A 16,754-nucleotide genomic window follows, 5' to 3' on the forward strand; every position below is an offset into this window, starting at 1 on the left:
AATCCTTCTCCCACCACCATCCTTATAAGTTCTCCTGCATTAAACTCATCACTCAGTTTTTCCCGGAATCTCAGGGGAGAAGGATGAGAAGCGTCGACCGAAGGTTCGGGTCGAGCGCAGCGAGACAACGCGCATCGCGCGGCCCGAAGGGTGAGGCGCAACGCGCCGAATAATCCTTCTCCCACCACCATCCTTATAAGTTCTCCTGCATTAAACTCATCACTCAGTTTTTCCCGGAATCTCAGGGGAGAAGGATGAGAAGCGTCGACCGAAGGTTCGGGTCGAGCGCAGCATCGCACGCATCTCCATGACTTTTTCCTGAAAAATCGCTACCATCCGGCGCAACATTCGCAGAACAGTGGTCCACGCCATGAAATTTGTTTCATTTAACATCAACGGGTTGCGCGCCCGTCCCCACCAGCTTGAAGCGCTGGTCGAACAGCACCAGCCAGACGTTATCGGCCTGCAGGAAACCAAAGTGCACGACGATATGTTTCCTCTCGAAGAGGTGGCGAAACTCGGCTATAACGTCTTCTATCACGGCCAGAAAGGCCATTATGGCGTGGCGCTGATGACCAAGGCAGAACCGGTATCGGTGCGCCGCGGCTTTCCCGGCGACGATGACGAGGCGCAGCGGCGTGTGATCATGGCGGAAATTCCGAGCCCGATAGGCGACATTACCGTGATCAACGGCTATTTCCCTCAGGGAGAGAGCCGCGACCATCCGGTAAAATTTCCGGCGAAAGAGAAGTTTTATCGCGATCTGCAATCCTATCTGGAGCAGAGCCTGCTGGCAGATAAGCCGGTGCTGATTATGGGCGATATGAACATCAGCAGCACCGATCTCGATATCGGCATTGGCGAAGATAGCCGTAAACGCTGGTTGCGCACCGGCAAGTGCTCATTCCTGCCGGAAGAGCGCGAGTGGATGGATCGCCTGCTGAAATGGGGTCTGGTAGATACCTTCCGCGAAAAAAATCCTGAAGTCAGCGACCGCTTCTCCTGGTTCGACTATCGCTCAAGAGGCTTCGATGACAATCGCGGATTGCGTATCGATCTGCTGCTGGCCAGCCAGCCGCTGGCCGCGCGCTGCGTAGAGACCGGGATCGACTACGAAATCCGCAGCATGGAAAAACCGTCCGACCACGCGCCGGTCTGGTCAACCTTCCAGTTTTGACGCGCCGGCGTGGCGATGCGCCACGCCGCTTACTTCACGATTTTCCAGATCAGCGGATTGGTGCCGAGCACCTTTTCATCACGCGCGCACTGCAGCAGCACCCCTTCCGATTTCACCACCGCGCCCTCGCTGTAACTACGGTTCTCAAAAATACAGCACTGCTGGCAGCTCGGCGCGCTTTGATTTTGCGTCCAGACTTCAGGCGGCATATCCACCACAACATCCGCATTGCCGCCAGCGCTATATTCCTGCTGATGCGAGTGCACAGGATTCGCCATCACCGAACCGCTTAACAGCGCCGCAATAACCCAAAAACCAGCGGAATAACGCATTACTCGCTCTCCTTCACTTTTCGTTTCGCCGTCCGTTTCGGACGTTTCTTCTGCCCTGAAGCGGGCAGCCCGCGAAAGGCCATCGCGCTGGGCTGCTGGCGCGCCTGATGGATCAGTTCGGTCAGCGTGCTGACTAACGGTTGCATAAACTCCTCATAGCGGCACGCCTTTTCGCTGATGCGCGTCAGGGTGGACTCCCACTGCGCCGTCATATCGGGACGCGCCGCCAGCTCCGGCAGCGAATGGATCAACGCCCGCCCCGCAGGGGTTGCGTTGATATAGCGCCCATTCTTTACCAGGAACGCGCGGCGGAACAGCAGCTCGATAATCCCGGCGCGCGTGGCCTCCGTTCCTAAACCATCGGTCGCACGCAGCACTTTCTTTAATTCTTTATCCTGTACAAAGCGAGCGATGCCGGTCATCGCTGACAGCAGCGTCGCGTCGGTAAACGGGCGCGGCGGCTGGGTCTGCTTCGCCAGTACCTCGCCACGCTCGCAGAGCAGTTCGTCATTCTTCGCGACAACCGGCAGCGGCGTCCCGTCATTCTCCTCGTCGCGCTCTTTGCTGCCCAGCAGCGCGCGCCAGCCCGCCTCGGCAAGAAAGCGCGCTTTGGCGACAAACTTGCCGCCCGCGATATCCAGCTCGATCACGCATTTGCGAAAGACCGCGTCGGGACAAAACTGCATCAGATACTGGCGCGCGATCAGGGCATAGACGTTCTGCTCGTTCTCCGTCAGCCGCACCGCGCTGGCGCGGGCGGTAGGGATAATGGCATGGTGCGCATCGACCTTTTTGTCATCCCAGCAGCGGTTACGGCGATCGGCGCTAAAGTCGTCCGGCGGCGTCATCGCGCCCGCATGCGCCTGAATCGCCTTCAGCACTGCGTGACGACCGGCGAAATGCTCTTCCGGCAGATAGCGGCAGTCAGAACGCGGATAGGTGATCAGCTTATGGGTTTCATAGAGCTTCTGGCAGGTATCCAGCACCGTTTGCGCGCTCAGTCCGTAGCGCTTCGCCGCCTCAATCTGCAGGCTGGAGAGCGAGAAAGGCAGCGGCGCGCCCTCGCCTTCGCGCTTATCGTTATAGCTGGTGACGAGAGCAGGCTGACCTGCGATGCGGGCGACAACGTGATCCGCCAGCGCGCGATGCAGCAAACGCCCCTCTTCATCCTGCCAGGGTTCGCAGGCGTCGCTGGGCACCCAGCTGGCGACAAAGCGCTGCTGATCCGGCGTCACGATATGGGCTTTTACTTCGAAGTAATCCCTGGGAATGAAGTTCTCAATCTCTTCATCGCGGCGCACCACCAGGCCAAGAACCGGCGTCTGTACGCGGCCGACCGACAGCACGCCGTCATAGCCCGCGTTGCGTCCCAGCAGCGTCCAGGCGCGCGTCATATTAATGCCGTAGAGCCAGTCGGCGCGCGCACGCGCCAGCGCCGAGACGCACAGCGGAATAAATTCGCGGTTTTTGCGCAGGCGGCTTACTGCCCGCTCCACCGCCTGCGGATTGAGGTCATTAATCAGGCAGCGCTGGACGCGGCTGCGTTTTTCCGCCGGCAACTGCAGATAGTCCAGCACTTCATCCACCAGCAGCTGCCCTTCGCGGTCGGGGTCGCCAGCATGCACCACCTCGCTGGCCTGCTTTAGCAGCTTCTCAATCACCTTAAGCTGCTTTGCCACCGAGGGACGCGGCTGTAACTGCCATTTTTGCGGGATAATCGGCAGGTCAGCCAGCGACCAGCGTGCGTAGCGGCTGTCGTAGCTGTCCGGCTGCGCCTGCTCCAGCAAATGCCCGACGCACCAGGTAACGACCTGATCGTCGCCGCAGGCGATAAAGCCTTCGCCGCGACGGTGGGGTTTGGGCAACACATCGGCGATCGCGCGGCCAAGGCTGGGTTTTTCCGCAATAAACAAACGCATGGGTCAGAAAGATCCTTAACTTCAGGCTATGAGGGTCATTCGGCTAACGCGACAGAGGCGCTGCGCTATCTTAGACGTTTCCTGATACGGAGGTAAGCTCTGGCGGGCCACTTCTGGATCGGTCGCACAGGATCCGCGCAACCCGCTCAGCTGTTATATTACGAGAGGAACCGTCAGCTAGAAATAGCTGACAAAAGGCGCGGTGTCGGGATGAACCACGGTAGTGCTGGATTTTAACTGCGGCGTGCCAAGGTAGAGGAAGCCGACGATAGCGTCCTGTTCACGGCAGTTGAAAGCGCTGCGCACGCGCGCATTGTCGGTCCAGGGGCCGCTGCGCCAGATGCCGTTGAAGCCCTGCGCTGCCGCTGCCATCTGCATTGCCATCACCGCGCATCCTGCTGACACCACCTGCTCCCAGCGAGGCACCTTGGGATGCTCTTCGCAGTGGGCGATAACGGTGATAATCATCGGCGCGCGGAACGGCGAGCGCGCGGCTTTATCAATCGCTTTATCATCCAGCTGCGCCTCGCGCGCCGCCTCTTCCAGCAGCGCGCTCAGACGATCGCGCCCTTCATTCTCAACGATCACGAAGCGCCACGGCTGCAGCGTGCCGTGATCCGGCGCGCGCATCCCGGCCCGGATAATGTTTTGCAGACTCTCGCCGGCAGGCGCCGGCTCGGTCAGACGCGATGCCGAGCGACGATTGACCAGTAATTCAAGTGCATCCATGGTTTTCTCCTGATGTCATAACGCGTTGGCTAATCCTGGCACAGGCTGATCTTTTGTAACAGTCCGCCGCGATTTCCTGCTGACATTTTCCACGCCGCTCTTTAGGATGAGGGCGTCATGGAAGGCGGAGCCGCGCGGCGACCGCTTTCCGCTAGCGAAAATGGAGAGTCTGATGCGCACATTGTGGCGAATTATTGCCGGTCTGTTCCGATGGACATGGCGAGTGCTGAATTTTATCAGGGAGTTTATTCTCAATCTGTTCCTGATCTTCTTAATTCTGGTTGGCTTCGGCATCTGGCTGCAGGTCAGCGGTTCCGGCAGCAGCTCAACGCCGCTGCAGCAAGGCGCGCTGAAGGTCGATCTTACCGGCGTGCTGGTAGATAAGCCTTCGGTCAGCAATAAGCTGAGCAAACTGGGACGTCAGCTGCTTGGCGCGAGCAGCGATCGCCTGCAGGAGAACTCGCTGTTTGATGTGGTCGACGCTATCCGTCAGGCAAAAAGCGATAAAAATATTACCGGCATGGTGCTCGATCTGCGCGAATTTGCCGGTGGCGATCAGCCCTCTCTGCAATATGTCGGCAAAGCGCTGCGCGAGTTCCGCGACAGCGGCAAGCCCATTTTTGCGCTGGGCGACAGCTATAGCCAGGCGCAATACTATCTCGCCAGCTACGCCAGCAAAATCTACCTTTCTCCGCAGGGCACCGTCGATCTACACGGCTTCGCCACCAACGGCCTCTACTATAAGACGCTGCTGGATAAGCTGAAGGTGAATTCCCACGTCTTCCGCGTTGGCACCTATAAATCAGCGGTCGAGCCTTTCCTGCGTGACGATATGTCGCAGGCGGCGCGCGACGCCGACAGCCGCTGGGTTGGTCAGCTCTGGCAGAACTACCTGAATACCGTGGCGGGCAACCGTCAGATTACGCCGGAACAGCTCTTCCCTGGCGCGGCGGCCGTTATCGCCGGGCTTGAGGCGGTGAACGGCGATACAGCCAAATATGCGCTGAATAACAAACTTGTGGATGTGCTGGACAGCCGCGCAGCGGCCGATCAGGAGCTGGTGAAAACCTTCGGCTGGGATAAAGCCAGCAACGACTATCACAGCGTCAGCATCTATGACTACAACGTTAAACAGCCGACCCAGCAGGATGGCAATATCGCGGTCGTGATGGCGAGCGGCGCGATTATGGACGGCGAGGAGACCCCCGGCAACGTCGGCGGCGATACCACCGCCTCGCAGATCCGCGATGCCCGTCTCGATCCTAAAATCAAAGCGATTATTCTGCGCGTCAACAGCCCTGGCGGCAGCGTAACGGCGTCTGAAGCGATCCGCGAAGAGCTGGCGGCGGCGCACGCGGCCGGTAAGCCCGTCGTCGTCTCTATGGGCGGCATGGCGGCCTCTGGCGGCTACTGGATCTCGACGCCAGCTGATTATATCGTTGCGAACCCCAGCACCCTGACCGGTTCGATTGGTATTTTCGGTGTGATCAATACGCTGGAAAACAGTCTGGACAGCATTGGCGTGCATACGGATGGCGTCGCCACTTCGCCGCTGGCGGACGTGGCCTCTACCAAAGCCTTGCCGACCGAGGTGCAGCAGCTGATGCAGCTGACGATTGAAAACGGCTACCGCAACTTCGTCGGTCTGGTCGCCGCATCGCGTCATAAAACGCCGGAGCAAATCGACGCTATCGCGCAGGGCCATGTCTGGACCGGCAGCGATGCCAAAGCCAACGGTCTGGTGGATGCGCTGGGCGACTTTGACGACGCCGTGAAAAAAGCGGGCGAACTGGCGAAGGTCGCGAAGCCGCAGCTTACCTGGTATCAGGATCAGCCCGGCATGTTCGATATGCTGCTTAACCAGGTCAGCGCCTCGGCGCAGGCTGTGCTGCCGACGACGCTGAAAGCCTGGTTGCCTGCGCCGATGCTGGATGTGATGAGCGCCATGAAGCAGCAGCATGGTCTGCTGAATAACCTGAACGATCCGCAAAATCGCTATGCGTTCTGTCTGAACTGCGGCGAAGTGCGATAAAGCTCGCAGCCTGGTCGTTGACCGGGCTGCTTTTCCCCTGCTTTCCCCTTATACTGCGCGTTTTACGGCAAGTCTGAGTTTGTGATGCAAAAGAAAAATATCTATGTCGCCTATACGGGCGGCACTATCGGCATGCAGCGCTCTGCGCAGGGTTATATACCGGTCTCAGGTCATCTGCAGCAACAGCTGGCAAACATGCCGGAGTTTCACCGTCCTGAAATGCCCGATTTCACTATTCATGAATACGATCCGCTGATTGACTCCTCTGATATGACGCCTGAAGACTGGCAGTCGATCGCGGAAGATATTCGACAAAATTATGATCGCTACGATGGATTTGTTATTCTGCATGGAACCGATACCATGGCGTTCACCGCCTCTGCGCTATCGTTTATGCTGGAGAACCTGGCGAAGCCCGTGATCGTAACCGGCTCGCAGATCCCGCTGGCGGAGCTACGTTCCGATGGCCAGCAGAACCTGCTTAATGCGCTCTACGTTGCGGCGAATTATCCCGTTAACGAGGTATCGCTGTTTTTCAACAATCAGCTTTATCGCGGCAACCGCACGACTAAAGCGCATGCGGACGGCTTTAACGCTTTTGCGTCGCCGAACCTCTCTGCGCTGCTGGAGGCGGGCATCCATATTCGCCGTCTGAATACCCCGCCCGCACCGCAAGGCCAGGGCCCGTTGAAGGTGCATACCATTACGCCTCAGCCTATCGGGGTTGTCACTATTTACCCGGGTATTTCGGCAGATGTGGTGCGTAACTTTTTACGCCAGCCGGTTAAGGCGCTCATTTTGCGCTCCTATGGCGTCGGCAATGCGCCGCAGAACGCCGAGTTCCTTGCCGAGCTGCAACAGGCCAGCGAGCGCGGCATCGTGGTGGTTAACCTGACCCAGTGTATCTCTGGCAAGGTGAATATGGGCGGCTATGCGACCGGCAACGCCCTTGAGCATGCAGGCGTTATTAGCGGATTTGATTTAACGGTTGAAGCCGCGCTTACCAAGCTCCACTTTTTACTGAGTCAGGAGCTCTCCTGCGATCAGATTCGCGCCAGAATGCAGCAAAACTTGCGCGGTGAACTGACCGAAGACTAATTACGGAGCCACCTGTTATGAAGCAGGCCCTCATTATCATTGATATCCAAAACGACTTTTGCCCGGGCGGTCCGATGGCCGTGCACGAAGGCGATATGACCGTACCGGTCGCTAATCGCTATGCGCGGGAATTTCGCGCCCGAGGCGAATATGTGCTGGCGCTCCAGGACTGGCATCCGTCCAACCATGGCAGCTTCGCATCGGTGTCCGGCGAGCCGGTTTATACGCTGGGCGAACTGAACGGGCTGGCGCAGATCTGGTGGCCGGATCATGGCATTCAGGGCTCTGCTGGCGCCGAGCTTCATCCCGGCCTCGATCGCAACCTGATCGACGCGGTGTTTCATAAAGGTCAGGATGTCGATGTTGACAGCTACAGCGCCTTTTTCGACAACGGTCATCGCCGCAAAACCGAACTGGACAGCTGGCTGCAGGCGCGCGGCATCACCCATCTGGTGATGCTGGGGATTGCAACGGACTACTGCGTGAAATACAGCGTGCTGGACGCGCTGGAGCTGGGCTACCAGGTGACCGTGGTGAAAGAAGGCTGCCGCGGCGTGAATCTCAGCCCGGAAGACAGCGATATCGCTTTCGCCCAGATGAAGGCGCAAGGCGCCGTACTGATTTAACTAAATACAATAAGGCCGACGCAACGTCGGCCTTATGCTTAGTGCAGGTTGATACGTGTAATCTCAGTGTCGATGCCGAACTCTTCCTTCAGCTCTCTCTTCGATTTCGTCACCATCTCGCCGCCTTTGCCGATAGTCATATGCTGCGGCGCTTCGTTATGGCGTGCCTGGTAGAGCATAACCAGCTGCATGCAGTTATCACGCTGCTCCTGGGTCAGCGCCACACCGTCAGGCCATTTGCCGGTTTCTACCGCCGTCGCCAGGCGTTCATACACCTCAGGCGTCATAGCGTCGAGCATGGTTTCAAGCTGTTGCTTCATCTTTTACCCCTGCGTTTCGTCGCCCTGTTCGTCGGTGAAACTCAGCGACGCCGAGTTCACGCAGTAGCGCTCGCCGGTCGGCTGCGGGCCATCTGGAAAGACGTGTCCCAGGTGGGCATCGCAGTTGTTGCAGCGGATCTCAATGCGGTGCATACCGTGAGAGTCATCTTCCAGATAGCGAATCGCGTCGTCGCTGACTGGCTGATAGAAACTCGGCCAGCCGCAGCCGGAGTCATACTTTGTCTCCGAGAGAAACAGCGGCGCGTTGCAGACCAGACAGTGGTAGATGCCTTCCTGTTTATTGTGCAGAAGCGCGCCGCTGAAAGGCGGTTCAGTGCCGCGATGCTGGGTAACATAGCGCTGCATTTCAGACAATTGCGCAATTTTTGCTTCGGATGCGGTTTCTTTAGCCATTTGAGTGGTTCCGGAGAGTGTCATTCTGAAAAAATCGACTAATATTCTAACAAACGAATAACATTGACGGGGCTTTTTTCGTGCTTAGTCGTGAGACTTCTCTTTCGCAGCGTAGATTTGTGACCGCGATCACCTTTTGCTAATGCTATCCCTTTATATTCAGCTCTCGGGTTTTAGCATCATCTCAACACGTTTGTTGCGCAAGCGGTTGCGCAACAAATTATTCCTGTCATGCGGATTGACCTGTCGCAACTATTGACACGATTCCGCTTGACGCCTGGTAAGGTTTTTGTAATTTTACAGCCAACCTTTTATTCACTAACAAATAGCTGGTGGAATATATGACTATCAAAGTAGGTATCAACGGTTTTGGTCGTATCGGCCGTATCGTTTTCCGTGCTGCTCAGCAGCGTTCTGACATCGAAATCGTTGCGATCAACGACCTGTTAGACGCGGACTACATGGCTTACATGCTGAAATATGACTCAACGCACGGCCGCTTCAACGGCACCGTTGAAGTGCAGGACGGCGCGTTAATCGTTAACGGCAAAAAAATCCGCGTTACCTCTGAGAAAGACCCGGCTAACCTGAAGTGGGACGAAGTAGGCGTTGACGTTGTTGCTGAAGCGACCGGTATCTTCCTGACTGACGAAACCGCACGTAAACACATCACTGCTGGCGCGAAAAAAGTCGTTCTGACCGGTCCGTCTAAAGACGACACCCCGATGTTCGTTCGCGGCGCTAACTTCGACAAATATGCTGGCCAGGACATCGTTTCTAACGCATCCTGCACCACCAACTGCCTGGCACCGCTGGCGAAAGTTATCAACGACAAATTCGGCATCGTCGAAGGTCTGATGACGACCGTTCACGCGACTACCGCTACTCAGAAAACCGTTGATGGCCCGTCTCACAAAGACTGGCGCGGCGGCCGCGGCGCATCTCAGAACATCATCCCGTCTTCTACTGGCGCAGCGAAAGCCGTGGGCAAAGTCCTGCCGGAGCTGAACGGTAAACTGACTGGTATGGCGTTCCGCGTACCTACTCCGAACGTATCTGTGGTTGACCTGACCGTACGTCTGGAAAAAGCGGCTTCTTACAAAGAAATTTGTGAAGCGATCAAAGCAGCTGCAGAAGGCGAGATGAAAGACGTGCTGGGCTACGTGGAAGACGACGTGGTTTCTACCGATTTCAACGGCGAAGTGCTGACCTCTGTATTCGATGCCAAAGCAGGTATCGCGCTGAACGACAACTTTGTGAAACTGGTTTCCTGGTACGACAACGAAACCGGCTACTCAAACAAAGTTCTCGACCTGATCGCGCTGGTTGCTAAATAAGCATACCGGTCACGACAGACAATAAGGGCGACTTCGGTCGCCCTTTTTTATCGTAGCAACAGGAAGGATTCGGTTATGCAAGATAAAATTTTCTCCCTGCCGGTGGTGAAGCAAATTACCCCCTATCTCTCGCAGCGCCAGCTTGGCGATTTGCCGGTTATCGTGGTGAGCCATCCCCAGGTTCGTGCTGCGATAACCCTCCAGGGCGCGCATCTGATCGCCTGGCAGCCGAGCGGTGAAAAGCCGGTTATCTGGCTGAGCGAAAAATCGCTTTTTTCAGCGGGTAAAGCCATTCGCGGCGGCGTACCAATTTGCTGGCCGTGGTTTGGCCCGGAAGGCGAACCGGCCCACGGTTTCGCCCGTAATCAGCCCTGGACGCTCTCGGCACACGATGAAAATGACGAGAACGTGATGCTGACGTTTGTGCTGGAAAGTACGGCGCAGACGAAAAAGCTATGGCCGCATGACTTTACCCTTTTCGCCCGTTTCCGCCTGGGCAAGCATTGTGAAATCGAGCTTGAAGCACACGGCGACTTTACCGCTACCGGCGCGCTGCACACCTATTTCCAGGTGGCCGATATCTCTGGCGTTGAGGTGAGTGGACTGGGCACACGCTTTATTGACAAGGTGGACAATAACAGCGAACAGGTCTCCAGCGGCAAACAGACCTACCCAGGGCGCATTGACCGAGTCTTCACGCAGCCGGAAGATTGCTCGCTGATTCACGATAAGCAGGGACAGCGCATTATCGAGGTCTATCACCATCATCACAGCGATGTGGTTACCTGGAATCCAGGCGTTGAACTCTCCTGCAGCATGGGGGATATGGCGAATGACGGCTATAAGACCATGGTTTGCGTTGAGACGGCGCGTATCAATAAGCCGATGCGCAGCGCAGGCGAAAAACCGGCGCGGCTGGCGACCACCTTCCGCCTGCGGCAAAAAGCTTAAAATCTTTCAGGCAAGTCTGGAAGCTAAGGAGTGGTTGACGCGGACTGAAGAGCAAAGCGTCCCGCGCCAGGGATGGCGCGGGCCGAGCGGGCAAGGATGCCTTGAGCGACTTTGCGATCGGTCCGCGTCATCCACGACAGCCCTGCACCGGCAGAAATTATGCTTTTGCCTGAACTTTACACCACATCCAGCGCCAGCTTATGTTGCGGCGGCGGAAAGGCCTGGTTGATGCGCGCCAGCTCTTCATCGCTCAGCCTGATCTGCAGCGCGGCCGCATTCTCCTGAACATGCGCCAGCGAGCTGGCCTTGGGAATCGCGATAACACCCTCGTTACGGATAACCCACGCCAGCAACAGCTGCGCTACGCTAATGCCCTTCTGTTGTGCAATCTCCAGCAGCGTAGCGTCAGAGAAGAGTGCCTGACGCAGCCTTCCCGCCTGCGCCAGCGGACAATAGGCCATCACCGGCATTTGATGTTGCTGACACGCCGGCAGGAGATCGAATTCAATTCCGCGCGAAGCGAGATGATAGAGCACCTGATTGGTGGCGCAGGCAGCGCCGCCCGGCTCGCTCAGCAGCTCCTGTAAGTCGTCGACGTCAAAATTAGAGACGCCCCAGCGCAAAATTTTGCCCTGCTGCTGTAGCCTCTCCATCGCGCGGATCGTCTCCTCAAGCGGCACATTGCCCCGCCAGTGCAGCAGATAAAGATCCAGCCGGTCGGTGCCGAGCCGCTTCAGGCTGCGCTCGCAGGCATCCACCGCATCCACTTCGCTTGCGTTCCATGGATAGACTTTAGAGACAACAAAAGCGCTGTCGCGTCGTCCACGCAGCGCCTCGCCCACGACCTCTTCCGCCCCGCCTTCCGCGTACATCTCCGCCGTGTCAATCAGGTTTAATCCTGCATCCAGCCCCGCCTGCAGCGCAGCGACCTCTTCACGGCGACGCGCGGCCTCCTCGCCCATATACCAGGTGCCCTGACCAATAGCGGGTAGTCGTGTGTGGTCATCAAAAGCGATCGCTTTGTCCATCTTTTACTCCTGCATTAAATCAGGGCACCAGAATGGTGCCATGGTTAAAAATCCGCCCCATAACGGTGACGTCAGAAGGTATAGCTGATGCCTGTCCAGAGCGTGGTCTGCCCGCTTTTGTCGATCATCGGGCTGTCTTTGATCTCGCTATCGAAGCGGGTATAGCGGCCCACCAGGCTGGCGTTCCACTGAGGTGAAATTTGATAGCTTGCGCCCAGCTCGACGTAAGGCGACCAGCTGTCGTCAGGCTGATAGCGGTTGATGCCGGTACGCGCAGCTTCATGGCTGGAGACGCCATAATAGTAGCGGTTCTGATTTGCGCTGTTCCACATGGCGCCAATGCCAGGCGTCAGGCTAAAGTCGCCGAACTCGAAGCGATAGAGGTAGGTCAGATCCCAGATAATGCCGTTGCTGTTGTTCAGCACATCGCCCAGCAGCGCCGTACGAAGGATGCCCCAATCTGCCATATGGCTGTAGGTGGCGCCGCCCATCAGCGTCATACGACGCTTATCGAGGTCTTTCATATCGCCCAGATCATTATCGCCCGGATCGTACTCCTGCGGCGAACCCAGCAGCGTCAGCGAGAGCTGGTTTTGCGGATCCTTCCACAGATAATAGCCGCCCTGCAGGCTGTGGAACCAGAAGTTATCGCCTTCATAATTGATAACCGGAAGCGGTAAATAGCGATCCTGTCCGCCACGATAGGGAGACTGGGCGTAAATCACTGATGCGCCTAAAGAGAAGGTTTCAGCAGCAGCGGTATTAGCAAAAAAAAGAGCACAAATAATCGCGCCAGGCGCTTTAAGTTTGAAATGGTTCACAATTTATTTCTTCCATAAATATAAAAATCACTACGAAGTTTAACGATTTTTGCTCGCCTGTTTAACTATTATCTGAGGTGCTCTTTTGCAGAGCGGCTGAAAGCGGCACATCTGCCGGATTCTACTCTCTTTTCCCTTTGGTTGACGCAAGCCTGGCTTTGCAACAATCTGACTTTGTTATTGATATATCGCCAGATAACAAAATTATGCGGAGGAAATTTCCTAAATGCCTTCTACAGTTAAGAGTAAGCCGTAAGACTTTATACGAGCAGAGTGACCATAAGAAGTGTGTACCCCGATAACAATACATCAGGTTGGCATAAGGGTTGCTGTACTCAAATGAGAATATCTTCCGGGAGCTGCATGAGCCTTTAATTACGCTCCTTTACCTGTGCTAAAAATGAAAGGACGGGCATCGCTATGAATATATTCGATCACTATCGTCAGCGTTATGAAGCTGCCAAGGACGAAGAGTTCACACTGCAGGAATTCCTTGCTGTCTGTAAGCAGGATCGCAGTGCATACGCCAACGCCGCAGAGCGACTTTTAATGGCTATTGGTGAGCCAGTAATGGTCGATACTGCGCAGGAGCCACGCCTTTCCAGAATCTTCTCTAACCGTGTGATTGGCCGCTACCCGGCCTTCGAAGAGTTCTATGGCATGGAAGAAGCTATAGAGCAGATCGTTTCCTATCTGAAACATGCCGCTCAGGGTCTGGAGGAGAGAAAACAGATCCTCTATTTACTGGGGCCGGTAGGCGGTGGTAAATCATCGCTGGCGGAGCGTCTGAAAGCGCTGATGCAGCGCGTGCCGATTTACGTTCTGAGCGCCGACGGCGAACGCAGCCCGGTTAACGATCATCCGCTCTGCCTGTTTAACCCGCAGGAAGACGCCAACATTCTTGAAAAAGAGTACAACGTGCCGCGTCGTTACTTAGGCACCATTATGTCCCCCTGGGCCGCTAAACGGCTGCATGAATTCGGCGGCGACATTACTCGCTTCAAAGTTGTGAAAGTCTGGCCGTCGATTCTTGAGCAGCTGGCAATCGCGAAAACCGAACCTGGCGACGAAAACAACCAGGATATCTCCGCGCTGGTGGGTAAAGTGGATATCCGCAAGCTTGAAAACCATGCGCAGAACGATCCCGATGCCTATGGCTATTCCGGCGCGCTGTGCCGCGCCAACCAGGGCATTATGGAATTCGTCGAGATGTTTAAAGCGCCGATTAAGGTGCTGCATCCCCTGCTGACGGCGACGCAGGAAGGCAACTATAACGGTACGGAGGGGATCTCCGCGCTGCCGTTTAACGGTATTATCCTGGCGCACTCCAACGAATCGGAATGGGTCACCTTCCGCAACAACAAAAACAACGAGGCGTTCCTTGACCGTGTCTATATCGTCAAGGTGCCTTACTGCCTGCGGGTTTCTGAAGAGATTAAAATCTACGAGAAACTGCTTAACCACAGCGAGCTGGCTACCGCGCCCTGCGCGCCCGGCACGCTGGAAACGCTGGCCCGCTTCTCTATTCTGTCGCGCCTGAAAGAGCCGGAAAACTCCAGTATCTATTCAAAAATGCGCGTTTATGACGGCGAAAGCCTGAAGGACACCGATCCTAAAGCCAAATCCTGGCAGGAATATCATGACTACGCGGGCGTGGATGAGGGCATGAACGGCCTCTCGACCCGCTTCGCGTTTAAAATTCTGTCGCGCGTCTTTAACTTCGACCATACCGAAGTAGCGGCGAACCCGGTTCATCTTTTCTATGTGCTGGAGCAGCAGATTGAGCGTGAACAGTTCCCGCAGGATCAGGCTGAGAAGTATCTGGAACACCTGAAGGGCTATCTGATCCCGAAATACGCCGAGTTTATCGGCAAAGAGATTCAGACCGCCTATCTGGAGTCCTACTCTGAATATGGCCAGAACATCTTTGACCGCTATGTGACTTACGCCGATTTCTGGATTCAGGATCAGGAGTACCGCGATCCCGATACCGGACAGCTGTTCGACCGCGAGTCGCTGAATGCGGAACTGGAAAAAATCGAGAAACCGGCCGGGATCAGCAACCCGAAAGATTTCCGAAACGAGATTGTGAACTTCGTGCTGCGCGCGCGCGCGCAGAACAACGGTCGCAATCCTAACTGGACCAGTTACGAGAAGCTGCGCACCGTGATTGAGAAGAAAATGTTCTCTAACACCGAGGAGCTGCTGCCGGTTATCTCGTTCAATACCAAAACCTCCACGGATGAACAGAAAAAACACGACGATTTTGTCGATCGCATGATGGAGAAAGGCTATACCCGCAAGCAGGTGCGTCTGCTGTGCGAATGGTATCTGCGCGTACGCAAATCGTCATAATCACACCGCGTAAGCACGTTGATGCGCTGGCATTAATACCCATAAGGTCGGGCCGCAGCCCGACCTGCTTACAACGTTTGGGGGAGTTTTATGGCCTACTTCATCGATCGGCGACTCAACGGCAAGAATAAAAGCGCAGTCAACCGACAGCGCTTTTTGCGCCGTTATAAGTCGCAAATCAAACAGTCTATCTCGGAGGCCATCAATAAGCGTTCGGTAACCGACGTTGAAAGTGGCGAATCCGTCTCGATTCCCGTTGATGATATTAACGAACCGATTTTCCATCAGGGACGCGGCGGCAGTCGCCATCGCGTTCATCCGGGCAACGACCACTTTGTGCAGAACGACCGTATCGAGCGGCCTCAGGGCGGCGGCGGTGGCGGCGGCAGCGGTCAGGGCAACGCCAGCCAGGATGGCGAAGGCCAGGATGAGTTTGTTTTCCAGATCTCCAAAGATGAGTATCTCGACCTGCTGTTTGAGGATCTGGCGCTGCCGAACCTGCGTAAGAACCAGCATCGTCAGCTCAACGAATATAAAACTCATCGCGCTGGCTACACCTCTAACGGCGTGCCCGCCAATATCAGCGTGGTGCGCTCGCTGCAAAACTCGCTGGCGAGGCGAACCGCGATGACCGCAGGTAAGCGGCGCATGATGCATGAACTGGAGGAGGCGCTGACGGCGATAGAAAAAGCGGAGCCGGCGCAGCTGCTGGAAGAGGAGCGCTTGCGCAAAGAGATTGCCGAACTGCGCGCGCGCATCGAGCGGGTGCCCTTTATTGACACCTTCGACCTGCGCTACAAAAACTTTGAAAAACGTCCTGAACCCTCCAGCCAGGCCGTAATGTTCTGCCTGATGGACGTCTCTGGATCGATGGATCAGGCGACAAAGGATATGGCGAAGCGCTTCTATATCCTGCTCTATCTGTTCCTGAGCCGGACCTATAAAAACGTGGATGTGGTTTATATTCGCCACCATACGCAGGCGAAAGAGGTCGATGAACAGGAGTTTTTCTATTCGCAGGAAACGGGCGGCACTATCGTCTCCAGCGCCCTGAAGCTGATGGACGAGGTGGTTAAGGAGCGCTACGACCCGGCACAGTGGAATATCTATGCGGCGCAGGCGTCAGATGGCGACAACTGGGCGGATGATTCGCCGCTTTGTCACGAAATTCTGGCGAAGAACATTCTGCCGGTGGTGCGTTACTACAGCTATATCGAGATCACCCGGCGCGCGCATCAGACATTGTGGCGCGAGTATGAACATCTGCAGTCGGTGTTTGATAATTTCGCCATTCAGCATATTCGCGAGCCGGAAGATATTTATCCGGTGTTTCGCGAGCTGTTTCACAAACAGGCAGCCGAAGCCTGATGCTCTGAGCCGGTCTATGACCGGCTTTTTATTTGATCGCACGAATATCTGCTAAAATACCCGCCATTAATCCCCTTGACGAACAATGCCTTTTTTTTGCACATTAAGCCTCAGCTTAAACAGGAAAATCAATTCGTATAATTAAAGTTAACGAGATGACAACTTACTGATTATAGATATTCTTTTTCAGATGCCCGGCCATTCCCCGCGCCAGCCTTCTTATGATTGTCGTAACCGCAGGAGAGCA

The 16,754-nt window shown here is 55.8% G+C and carries 16 protein-coding genes and 1 other RNA gene; 9 read left to right on the forward strand and 8 right to left on the reverse strand.

Annotation, left to right across the window (positions count from 1 at the left end; genetic code table 11):
• The first annotated feature begins 62 nt into the window (after nucleotides 1-62).
• Nucleotides 63-190, forward strand: a non-coding RNA gene (locus tag MHZ89_RS06115) — RtT sRNA.
• 29 nt (nucleotides 191-219) lie between these two features.
• On the opposite strand, the gene MHZ89_RS06120 is transcribed toward MHZ89_RS06115, so the two are convergent.
• A complete protein-coding gene (locus MHZ89_RS06120; RefSeq protein ID WP_311782269.1) occupies nucleotides 220-372 on the reverse strand; it encodes a hypothetical protein in 153 nt (50 codons plus the stop codon).
• Between MHZ89_RS06120 and xthA the strand changes: the two genes are divergently transcribed.
• Nucleotides 371-1,177, forward strand: coding sequence for an exodeoxyribonuclease III (gene xthA, locus MHZ89_RS06125; protein ID WP_311782270.1), 807 nt, complete (start codon nucleotides 371-373; stop codon nucleotides 1,175-1,177). The two genes, MHZ89_RS06120 and xthA, sit on opposite strands and share 2 nt — an antisense overlap.
• 29 nt (nucleotides 1,178-1,206) lie before the next feature.
• Here the strand turns inward: xthA and MHZ89_RS06130 are convergent, their stop codons facing one another.
• The 3 genes from MHZ89_RS06130 to MHZ89_RS06140 all read right to left on the reverse strand — a co-directional run bounded on the left by MHZ89_RS06130 (nucleotide 1,207) and on the right by MHZ89_RS06140 (nucleotide 4,157).
• Nucleotides 1,207-1,509 carry a YnjH family protein gene (locus tag MHZ89_RS06130; RefSeq protein ID WP_409373228.1) on the reverse strand — a complete coding sequence of 101 codons (303 nt, stop codon included), beginning with the start codon at nucleotides 1,507-1,509 and terminating at the stop codon, nucleotides 1,207-1,209.
• Nucleotides 1,509-3,428, reverse strand: coding sequence for a DNA topoisomerase III (locus MHZ89_RS06135; RefSeq protein ID WP_311782271.1), 1,920 nt, complete (start codon nucleotides 3,426-3,428; stop codon nucleotides 1,509-1,511). Before MHZ89_RS06135 ends, MHZ89_RS06130 begins: the two co-directional genes overlap by 1 nt.
• A 177-nt stretch (nucleotides 3,429-3,605) precedes the next feature.
• Nucleotides 3,606-4,157 carry an NAD(P)H nitroreductase gene (locus MHZ89_RS06140; protein ID WP_311782272.1) on the reverse strand — a complete coding sequence of 184 codons (552 nt, stop codon included), beginning with the start codon at nucleotides 4,155-4,157 and terminating at the stop codon, nucleotides 3,606-3,608.
• A 172-nt stretch (nucleotides 4,158-4,329) separates the two neighbouring features.
• On the opposite strand from MHZ89_RS06140, the gene sppA reads away from it, so the two are divergent.
• The 3 genes from sppA (at nucleotide 4,330) to pncA (ending at nucleotide 7,913) form a co-directional block, all read left to right on the forward strand.
• Nucleotides 4,330-6,189, forward strand: coding sequence for a signal peptide peptidase SppA (gene sppA, locus MHZ89_RS06145; RefSeq protein ID WP_311782273.1), 1,860 nt, complete (start codon nucleotides 4,330-4,332; stop codon nucleotides 6,187-6,189).
• An 84-nt stretch (nucleotides 6,190-6,273) separates the two neighbouring features.
• Nucleotides 6,274-7,287: an asparaginase gene (gene ansA / locus MHZ89_RS06150; RefSeq protein ID WP_311782274.1), complete on the forward strand. Its 1,014-nt coding sequence runs from the start codon at nucleotides 6,274-6,276 to the stop codon at nucleotides 7,285-7,287.
• 17 nt (nucleotides 7,288-7,304) lie between these two features.
• Nucleotides 7,305-7,913 (forward strand): bifunctional nicotinamidase/pyrazinamidase, encoded by a 609-nt coding sequence (pncA, locus tag MHZ89_RS06155; RefSeq protein WP_311782275.1) that lies wholly within the window; start codon nucleotides 7,305-7,307, stop codon nucleotides 7,911-7,913.
• A gap of 38 nt (nucleotides 7,914-7,951) precedes the next feature.
• Here the strand turns inward: pncA and MHZ89_RS06160 are convergent, their stop codons facing one another.
• Nucleotides 7,952-8,233 (reverse strand): DUF1315 family protein, encoded by a 282-nt coding sequence (locus tag MHZ89_RS06160; RefSeq protein ID WP_311782276.1) that lies wholly within the window; start codon nucleotides 8,231-8,233, stop codon nucleotides 7,952-7,954.
• A gap of 3 nt (nucleotides 8,234-8,236) precedes the next feature.
• Entirely contained in the window at nucleotides 8,237-8,647 is a 411-nt protein-coding gene (gene msrB / locus MHZ89_RS06165) for a peptide-methionine (R)-S-oxide reductase MsrB (RefSeq protein ID WP_311782277.1), read from the reverse strand.
• Nucleotides 8,648-8,988: 341 nt separating this feature from the next.
• Between msrB and gapA the strand changes: the two genes are divergently transcribed.
• Nucleotides 8,989-9,984 carry a glyceraldehyde-3-phosphate dehydrogenase gene (gapA, locus tag MHZ89_RS06170; protein WP_120453972.1) on the forward strand — a complete coding sequence of 332 codons (996 nt, stop codon included), beginning with the start codon at nucleotides 8,989-8,991 and terminating at the stop codon, nucleotides 9,982-9,984.
• Between the two features lie 75 nt (nucleotides 9,985-10,059).
• Nucleotides 10,060-10,935 carry a D-hexose-6-phosphate mutarotase gene (locus MHZ89_RS06175; protein WP_311782278.1) on the forward strand — a complete coding sequence of 292 codons (876 nt, stop codon included), beginning with the start codon at nucleotides 10,060-10,062 and terminating at the stop codon, nucleotides 10,933-10,935.
• Between the two features lie 176 nt (nucleotides 10,936-11,111).
• Here the strand turns inward: MHZ89_RS06175 and MHZ89_RS06180 are convergent, their stop codons facing one another.
• Nucleotides 11,112-11,963: an aldo/keto reductase gene (locus MHZ89_RS06180; protein ID WP_311782279.1), complete on the reverse strand. Its 852-nt coding sequence runs from the start codon at nucleotides 11,961-11,963 to the stop codon at nucleotides 11,112-11,114.
• A 71-nt stretch (nucleotides 11,964-12,034) separates the two neighbouring features.
• The gene (locus tag MHZ89_RS06185; RefSeq protein ID WP_409373230.1) at nucleotides 12,035-12,784 is read right to left on the reverse strand and encodes a MipA/OmpV family protein; all 750 of its coding nucleotides are present in this window, start codon (nucleotides 12,782-12,784) and stop codon (nucleotides 12,035-12,037) included.
• 420 nt (nucleotides 12,785-13,204) lie between these two features.
• Here MHZ89_RS06185 and yeaG point away from each other — a divergent pair, with 420 nt between their 5' ends.
• Together yeaG and MHZ89_RS06195 are read left to right on the forward strand one after the other, a co-directional pair.
• Nucleotides 13,205-15,139: a protein kinase YeaG gene (gene yeaG, locus MHZ89_RS06190; RefSeq protein WP_311782280.1), complete on the forward strand. Its 1,935-nt coding sequence runs from the start codon at nucleotides 13,205-13,207 to the stop codon at nucleotides 15,137-15,139.
• 90 nt (nucleotides 15,140-15,229) lie between these two features.
• Nucleotides 15,230-16,507, forward strand: a complete 1,278-nt coding sequence (locus MHZ89_RS06195; RefSeq protein ID WP_120453962.1) for a YeaH/YhbH family protein — start codon at nucleotides 15,230-15,232, stop codon at nucleotides 16,505-16,507.
• The last annotated feature ends 247 nt before the right edge of the window (nucleotides 16,508-16,754 follow it).

The organism is Pantoea sp. ACRSB, from assembly GCF_022346905.1.
Lineage (GTDB): Bacteria > Pseudomonadota > Gammaproteobacteria > Enterobacterales > Enterobacteriaceae > Pantoea > Pantoea piersonii.